Source organism: Steroidobacter sp. (assembly GCF_016790065.1).
Taxonomy (GTDB): domain Bacteria; phylum Pseudomonadota; class Gammaproteobacteria; order Steroidobacterales; family Steroidobacteraceae; genus Steroidobacter.
Genome location: NZ_JAEUPY010000269.1, coordinates 1 through 6,007, shown reverse-complemented (window position 1 = coordinate 6,007; position 6,007 = coordinate 1). Strand labels below are relative to the sequence as shown.

Below are 6,007 nucleotides of genomic sequence, written 5' to 3'. Positions count from 1 at the left end.
CGTCGTTGGTTGGCGGCAGAATCCGGCGAGCCGCCGACGCCGCCGAAAGCGCCTGCCAAGGACAAGGAGTATCACGGCTTCAACTGAGCCCAGGCTTGAATTGAGCCCAGGCTTGAATTGAGCAAGGCGTGCTCGGTGACTAACCGAGTGCTGCCAGCGAGGGTGGACGCCATATACTGGGCGTCCCTCAAACGACTGGTAGCGCCCGATGAAACATGGCCTGGTCGCCGCACTCGCTGCATCTCTGTGGCTCGCTGCTCCTGTTGTATGCAACGCTGCCGAGGAACCTCCGCCGCCGGTTGCACCGGGGCCGCAAGGGAATAACGACAAGCAGGACAAGCCGAAGCCGGAACCGAAGGTGTGGACCTCGCGCCATCAAATCCGCATCGGCGGCAAAGCCATCGATTACGAGGCGACCAGCGGCACGCTGCTGATGAAGAACGACAAGGACGAGCCGATCGCGCTGTTCGGCTTCACTGCGTATGTTCGGCAAGGTCAGGACGCACGCACGCGGCCCATCGTGTTTGCATACAATGGTGGCCCCGGTTCAGCATCAGCGTGGCTGCACATGGGCATTCTCGGTCCGCGGCGCGCAGTGCTCGAGGATCTCACCAGCAACACGCGCGGTCCATTCAAGCTGATCGACAACGAATACAGCTTCCTGGATCGCGCCGATCTGGTGCTGATCGATCCGGTGGGTGCCGGCTTTTCGCGGCCGGTGGGCAAAGCCGAGGGCAAGCAGTTCTGGGGCGTGGACAACGACATTCGCTCGGTGTCCGATTTCATCGTCCGCTATCTCGGCGATTATCAGCGTTGGGCCAGCCCCAAGTTTGTGCTCGGCGAAAGCTACGGCGGCATTCGCACCGGCGGTGTGACCTACGATTTGCTCACCCGGCACAACGTCGCGCTGAACGGCATCATGTTGGTGTCGCCGTATCTGGACTTCGTCACCGGCACGGCAGGCCTGAACAGCGACGCTGGCGATGCCAACTTCCTTTCCACTTACGCGGCCACGGCCTGGTATCACAAGGCGCTCAATCCGCGTCCGCCCGAGTTGTTGCCGTTCCTTCGTGAAGTAGAACAGTGGATCGACACCGTTTATCACCCGGTGTTGTACAAGGGGGCGCGAGCGACGGCCGAGGAGCGACAGACGGCGCTCGAAGGGTTGGCTCGTTACACCGGCGTGAGCGCTGCGTATTGGGATGCGGCCAACCTGCGCATGGACGAAGGTCATTTCTTGCAGGAACTGATGCGCGCTCAGGGCACGTCGCTCGGTCGCGTCGATTCACGCTTCGCCGGCGGTATGCCCAGCCGAATCGCGGAAACCACCGCGTTTGATCCGTACATCAGTTCAGTCGCACCCGCTGTAGTCGCTGCCTACAACGACTACGCTCGTCGCGAGTTGGGTGTGATGTCGGAAACGAAATATGAATTGTCGGCTGGCCTATACAAGGACTGGGACATGACTCATGTCCAGCCCGACTCCGGCGGCGGCAAGGTGCCGTATGCCAACGTGTTGCCCGACATTTCCTATGCGATGACCATGAATCCCAAGATGAAGGTGCTGGTGCAGACCGGCTATTTCGATCTGGCTTGTCCGTATGGCACGGTGAAGTCTGCCATCGATCATCTGAACATCACGCCCGAGCTGCGTCGTAACGTGCATATCGAGTACTACGAGGCTGGGCACATGATGTACGTGCACCCGGGCTCGATGGGCAAGTTCAGCGATCATCTCAAGACGTTCATCGACCAGAACGCGCACTGAGCGACGGGGCAAGCTGCGGCTTCAGTGCTTGCCCTTGGTCACCACGTGCAGGATCGCGACCAATACGGCGCCGATGATGAAGCCGACGACTGCTGAGCCGGTGGCGAAGGTCAGCCAGCTGGCGACTGCACCGAAGGCGGGAGCGGCGCCGGCGGCATGGGACAGTGACTCGATGAAATGCGGCACGGTATCCAAGCCGAAGTGTTCCAGGCCGTGCACGATGATGCCGCCACCGACCCAGAGCATGGCGGCGGTGCCGATGACGCTCAGCGCTTTCATCAGGTGCGGCATGGATTTCACTAAGGCTCGACCGAATTGCTGAGCCACGGCCGACGAACCCTTCGCAAGGTGCACACCGATGTCGTCCATTTTCACGATCAGGCCGACTACGCCGTAAACGCCGAAGGTGATCAGCACGCTCACCACCACCAGCGCACCAGCCTGGATCGCGAAGGGGCGGTCGGCGACGGTGGCGAGCGCGATGGCCATGATTTCGCCGGACAAGATCAGGTCGGTGCGAATCGCGCCTGAGACTTTCTGCGCTTCCATTTCTGACGAACTCAACGCCAGCTCGGAGGTCTCGGGCGTTGCCTGGGCGTGCCCGGAGCTCTTGCTGACGGCCTCGATGATTTTCTCGGTGGCTTCGAAACAGAGGTAGGCGCCACCCAGCATCAAGATGGGGGTGACGGCCCAAGGGGCGAAGGCGCTCAGCAGCAGCGCGCCGGGTAACAAGAATAGAAACTTGTTACGTAGCGAACCCTTCGCGATTTTCCAGACGATGGGGAGTTCGCGATCCGGCGTGAAACCCATGGCATAGCCCGGTGTCACAGCGGCGTCGTCGACCACGACGCCCACGGCTTTTGAGCCGGCTTTGCTGGCTGCCGCGGTTACATCGTCCAGGGAGGCGGCTGCCAGTTTGGCGATGGCCGCGACGTCATCGAGTAATGCTGCTAGTCCTGATGCCATGCGCTAGGGTGGCGTGCCGGCGCTCACTAGGCAAGCGTTGTAGAATCTCCCGTCATGAGCACAGTCCCCGCGCTGCTGTCGTTGTTGGATGTGGAGCATCCCATTATTCAAGCGCCGATGGCGGGAACGTCGACGCCCGAGCTGGCGGCAGCGGTGTCGAATAGCGGTGGGTTGGGTTCGCTCGGCGTGGGAGCGAGCAGTGTAGATCAGGCGCGAGCGGCGATCCGGGCGACCAAAGCACTGACTGCTCGACCGTTCAATGTGAATTTGTTTTGTCATCGGCGCGCGACAGCAGACGCCTCGCGCGAAGCTGCGTGGCTGGAGTATTTGGCGCCGAGGTTTGCGGAGTTTGGGGTTGAGCCGCCGTCCGCACTTGCAGAGATCTACCAGACGTTTGTTGGCAATGACGCCATGTTGGCGATGCTGTTGGCCGAGCGGCCAGCAGTGGTGAGTTTTCATTTCGGCCTGCCGGAGGTGGGTTGGATCAGGCAACTGCGCCAGGCGGGGATTGTGCTGTTGGCCTGCGCGACGAACTCGGCTGAGGCGGTCGAGTGCATGCGAGCTGGCGTTGATGCCATCGTGGCGCAAGGCGTGGAGGCGGGCGGGCACCGAGGCGTGTTCTCGCCTGAGCTTGGCGATGATGGTATTGGCACCTTGGCGCTGGTTCGGATGCTGGTTCGGCAAGGCGGGCTGCCTGTGATCGCGGCAGGTGGAATCATGGATGGGGCAGGGATTGCAGCGGCTTTGCAGTTGGGAGCGGCGGGGGCTCAGTTGGGGACGGCGTTCGTGCTGTGCCCGGAATCGTCGGCCAGTGCGGCGTATCGAGAGCAGATGAAGAGTGATCGTGCGCATCACACCAGGATCACGGCGACTATTTCGGGGCGACCGGCCAGAGGGTTACCGAATCGGATGTATGAAATGGACGGGGCGCCGGCGTTGCCGGATTACCCCATCGTGTATGACGCCGGCAAGGCGCTGCACGCCGCAGCCAGCGCTAAAGGCAATCACGAGTTCGCCGCCTACTGGGCCGGGCAAGGCGCGCCGATGGCTCGCGAGCTGCCAGCCGCAACGTTGATGAGCCGGCTGGTCGAAGAGCTGCGCGCTAGCTGACCACCAGTCTCAGTGGCTGGGGTCTAGGCGGACCACTCGACTCTCGTTCGATCAACGTGCAGGGCAAAACTGTCTGCGTCCGTTTGCTTTCATCCGGCGCCGGCATCATGGCGGCCGCGTGCAACATTCGGATGGCGTGTTGGGCCATCTCGGCGATGGGCTGTCGCGCGGTGGTGATGGCTGGTGACACGATGGAGGCGATGGGCGTGTCGTCGAAGCCGACGATGGTGAGGTCGGTCGGCACATCGAGACGGTGCCGGTGCGCCACCGAGATCGCGGCGGCGGCCATGTCGTCGTTGCAAGCGACGATGGCTGTGCACTCGGGATGCGACGTCAACATTCGCTCGGTCGCGGCCAATCCAGACTGAAACGTAAAGAAGCCCTGCTCGACCGGACAGCGCTCGATGCCGGCCGCGGCCATGGCATCGAGATGACCGCGCAACCGTTCAGCGCCACCCTTGGACGCCGGATCGCCGGCGATGAAGCCGATCTGCCGATGACCGAGCTCAAGCAACCGTGCAGTCATTTGCACGGCGATGTCGTAATGAGCCGCCGAAATACTGAACCGATGTAGCTCCAGGTTGGCCGGCGAAATCGCCACCCATCGAGCGTTTGCCTCATGCAACAAGGCGAGCACGTCGGGCGCATCGCAGGCGGGCGAGGGCAGTAAGAAGGACTGTACGCCACTGCTCAGCAGCGATTCGATCTCAGTCGTGCGGTCTTTGCTCTCGGTCTCAGCGGTCAACGTGAGCTGCATGCCTACCTTGCTGCATTCCTTGAGCGCACCGGTCAACAGCTCGCTAAGAAACGCCTGGCTGGGATTCGAATACACCAGGCCCACCCGCGACGGCCCTGAGCCAGCGAGCGCACGCGCCGAAAGATTCAATCGGTAGTTGAGCTTCTTGACGGCGGCGAGCACACGCTCTTGTAGCGGTGCCCGGACCAAATGTCCGCCGCGCAGAACGCGCGACACCGTCATGCGTGAGACGCCAGCTTCATCCGCGACATCGTCGATGGTGACTTCTTGTACCTGACGACGAGGTCGCCGCTTGTCCGTATGCGTAGCCAGCTGTGTCTCCGCTCCATTTCCCAGCAGCGCGAGGATGCGCTGGGGCTCGGCGGGACGTCAAGATTACGGATTGGCGGCGAGAAAGGTCTCGGCTGCTTCCCGGCCCATGTATTTGTACAGCTCGCGTTGCTCTACGCGCGTCAGGTCGACCACGATCATGCCGTCCACCACGTCACTGAAGTTGGCATCGACGTTGAAGCCGACCACGCGGGCGCCGAGCTTGAGATATTGCCGTAGCAGCACCGGCACGCCCTTGCCGTCGGGTTCGATCTTTTCCAACAGCTGCGAGACCCCGTCGAGATCGCCGAGGCCGGCCAGGTCGCCGCTCAACGCCGCCAGCGAATGGGTGCGTCGGAACGGTCGGCGCGGCCGAATGAGTTGGGCGAGCTGACGATCGAAGCAACGGCGTTTGATGAAGTCGACCAGCAACGCCTGCGAATGCGGCCGATAGTCGGCGCTCATGCTCACCGGTCCGATCAGCACTCGGTAGCGCGGGTGGCGCGCCACGTATTGAGCGATGCCTTTCCAAAGCAGTAGCAACGCGCCGAAGTTGCGCTGCTGCTCAGGCACGATAAACGAACGGCCAAGCTCCAGCGCGCTGCCGACGGCGCGAAGGAACGGGGCGCCGTAAGAGAATAGGGAGTGAGTGTAGAGCCCACGCCGGCCGTGCTTCGACAGGATCTCGTCCACGTGACCAATACGATAAGCGCCGACGATGGCGCGTCGCTGCGTGTCCCAAGAGAACAGATGCACGTAGTGCTGGTCGTACTTGTCCAAGTCGCGACTTTGTCCGGTGCCTTCATCGACCGCGCGAAAGGCAATTTCTCGCAACCGGCCGATCTCACGAAGCGTCCAGGGAATCTGTTCGGCACGCGCGAACATGACTTGCGTGCCTTGGGTGGTGGCCAGGATGTTCTCGGGCGGCAGATTGGCAATCTCCGCTTCCAATAGCGCACTGACGACGGGCTCGGCCGTCGGTTCAGGTGTGCGAGGGATACGGCGTTGAACGGCGGTGTGAGCTTCCAGTGCGTAACTGCTCAAGCGTAGCGAGCGGGCGAGGGCAACATCATCGGTCTCATCGCGAAGTGCGCTGG

General features: G+C 62.2%; 5 protein-coding genes. 2 read left to right on the top strand and 3 right to left on the bottom strand.

The window, feature by feature from the left end:
• Positions 1–208: 208 nt before the first annotated feature.
• Complete coding sequence (locus tag JNL55_RS11700; protein ID WP_293853005.1) at positions 209–1,768, top strand: S10 family peptidase; 1,560 nt, start codon at positions 209–211, stop codon at positions 1,766–1,768.
• Positions 1,769–1,789: 21 nt separating this feature from the next.
• Here JNL55_RS11700 and JNL55_RS11695 read toward each other — a convergent pair whose 3' ends face one another.
• Positions 1,790–2,734, bottom strand: a complete 945-nt coding sequence (locus tag JNL55_RS11695) for a DUF808 domain-containing protein (RefSeq protein WP_293853004.1) — start codon at positions 2,732–2,734, stop codon at positions 1,790–1,792.
• A 54-nt stretch (positions 2,735–2,788) separates the two neighbouring features.
• Here JNL55_RS11695 and JNL55_RS11690 point away from each other — a divergent pair, with 54 nt between their 5' ends.
• Positions 2,789–3,844: an NAD(P)H-dependent flavin oxidoreductase gene (locus JNL55_RS11690; protein ID WP_293853003.1), complete on the top strand. Its 1,056-nt coding sequence runs from the start codon at positions 2,789–2,791 to the stop codon at positions 3,842–3,844.
• On the opposite strand, the gene JNL55_RS11685 is transcribed toward JNL55_RS11690, so the two are convergent.
• Together JNL55_RS11685 and JNL55_RS11680 are read right to left on the bottom strand one after the other, a co-directional pair.
• A complete protein-coding gene (locus JNL55_RS11685) occupies positions 3,837–4,859 on the bottom strand; it encodes a LacI family DNA-binding transcriptional regulator (protein WP_293853006.1) in 1,023 nt (340 codons plus the stop codon). The genes JNL55_RS11690 and JNL55_RS11685 overlap by 8 nt on opposite strands.
• Before the next feature lie 117 nt (positions 4,860–4,976).
• Positions 4,977–6,007: GNAT family N-acetyltransferase (locus JNL55_RS11680; protein WP_293853002.1), on the bottom strand; the 1,031-nt coding region annotated here is incomplete at its 5' end.

Excerpts from the sequence above, each read along its gene's own strand:
- JNL55_RS11700 (WP_293853005.1), top strand. The coding sequence starts at position 209 with ATGAAACATGGCCTGGTCGCCGCACTCGCTGCATCTCTGTGGCTCGCT.
- JNL55_RS11695 (WP_293853004.1), bottom strand. The coding sequence starts at position 2,734 with ATGGCATCAGGACTAGCAGCATTACTCGATGACGTCGCGGCCATCGCC.
- JNL55_RS11690 (WP_293853003.1), top strand. The coding sequence starts at position 2,789 with ATGAGCACAGTCCCCGCGCTGCTGTCGTTGTTGGATGTGGAGCATCCC.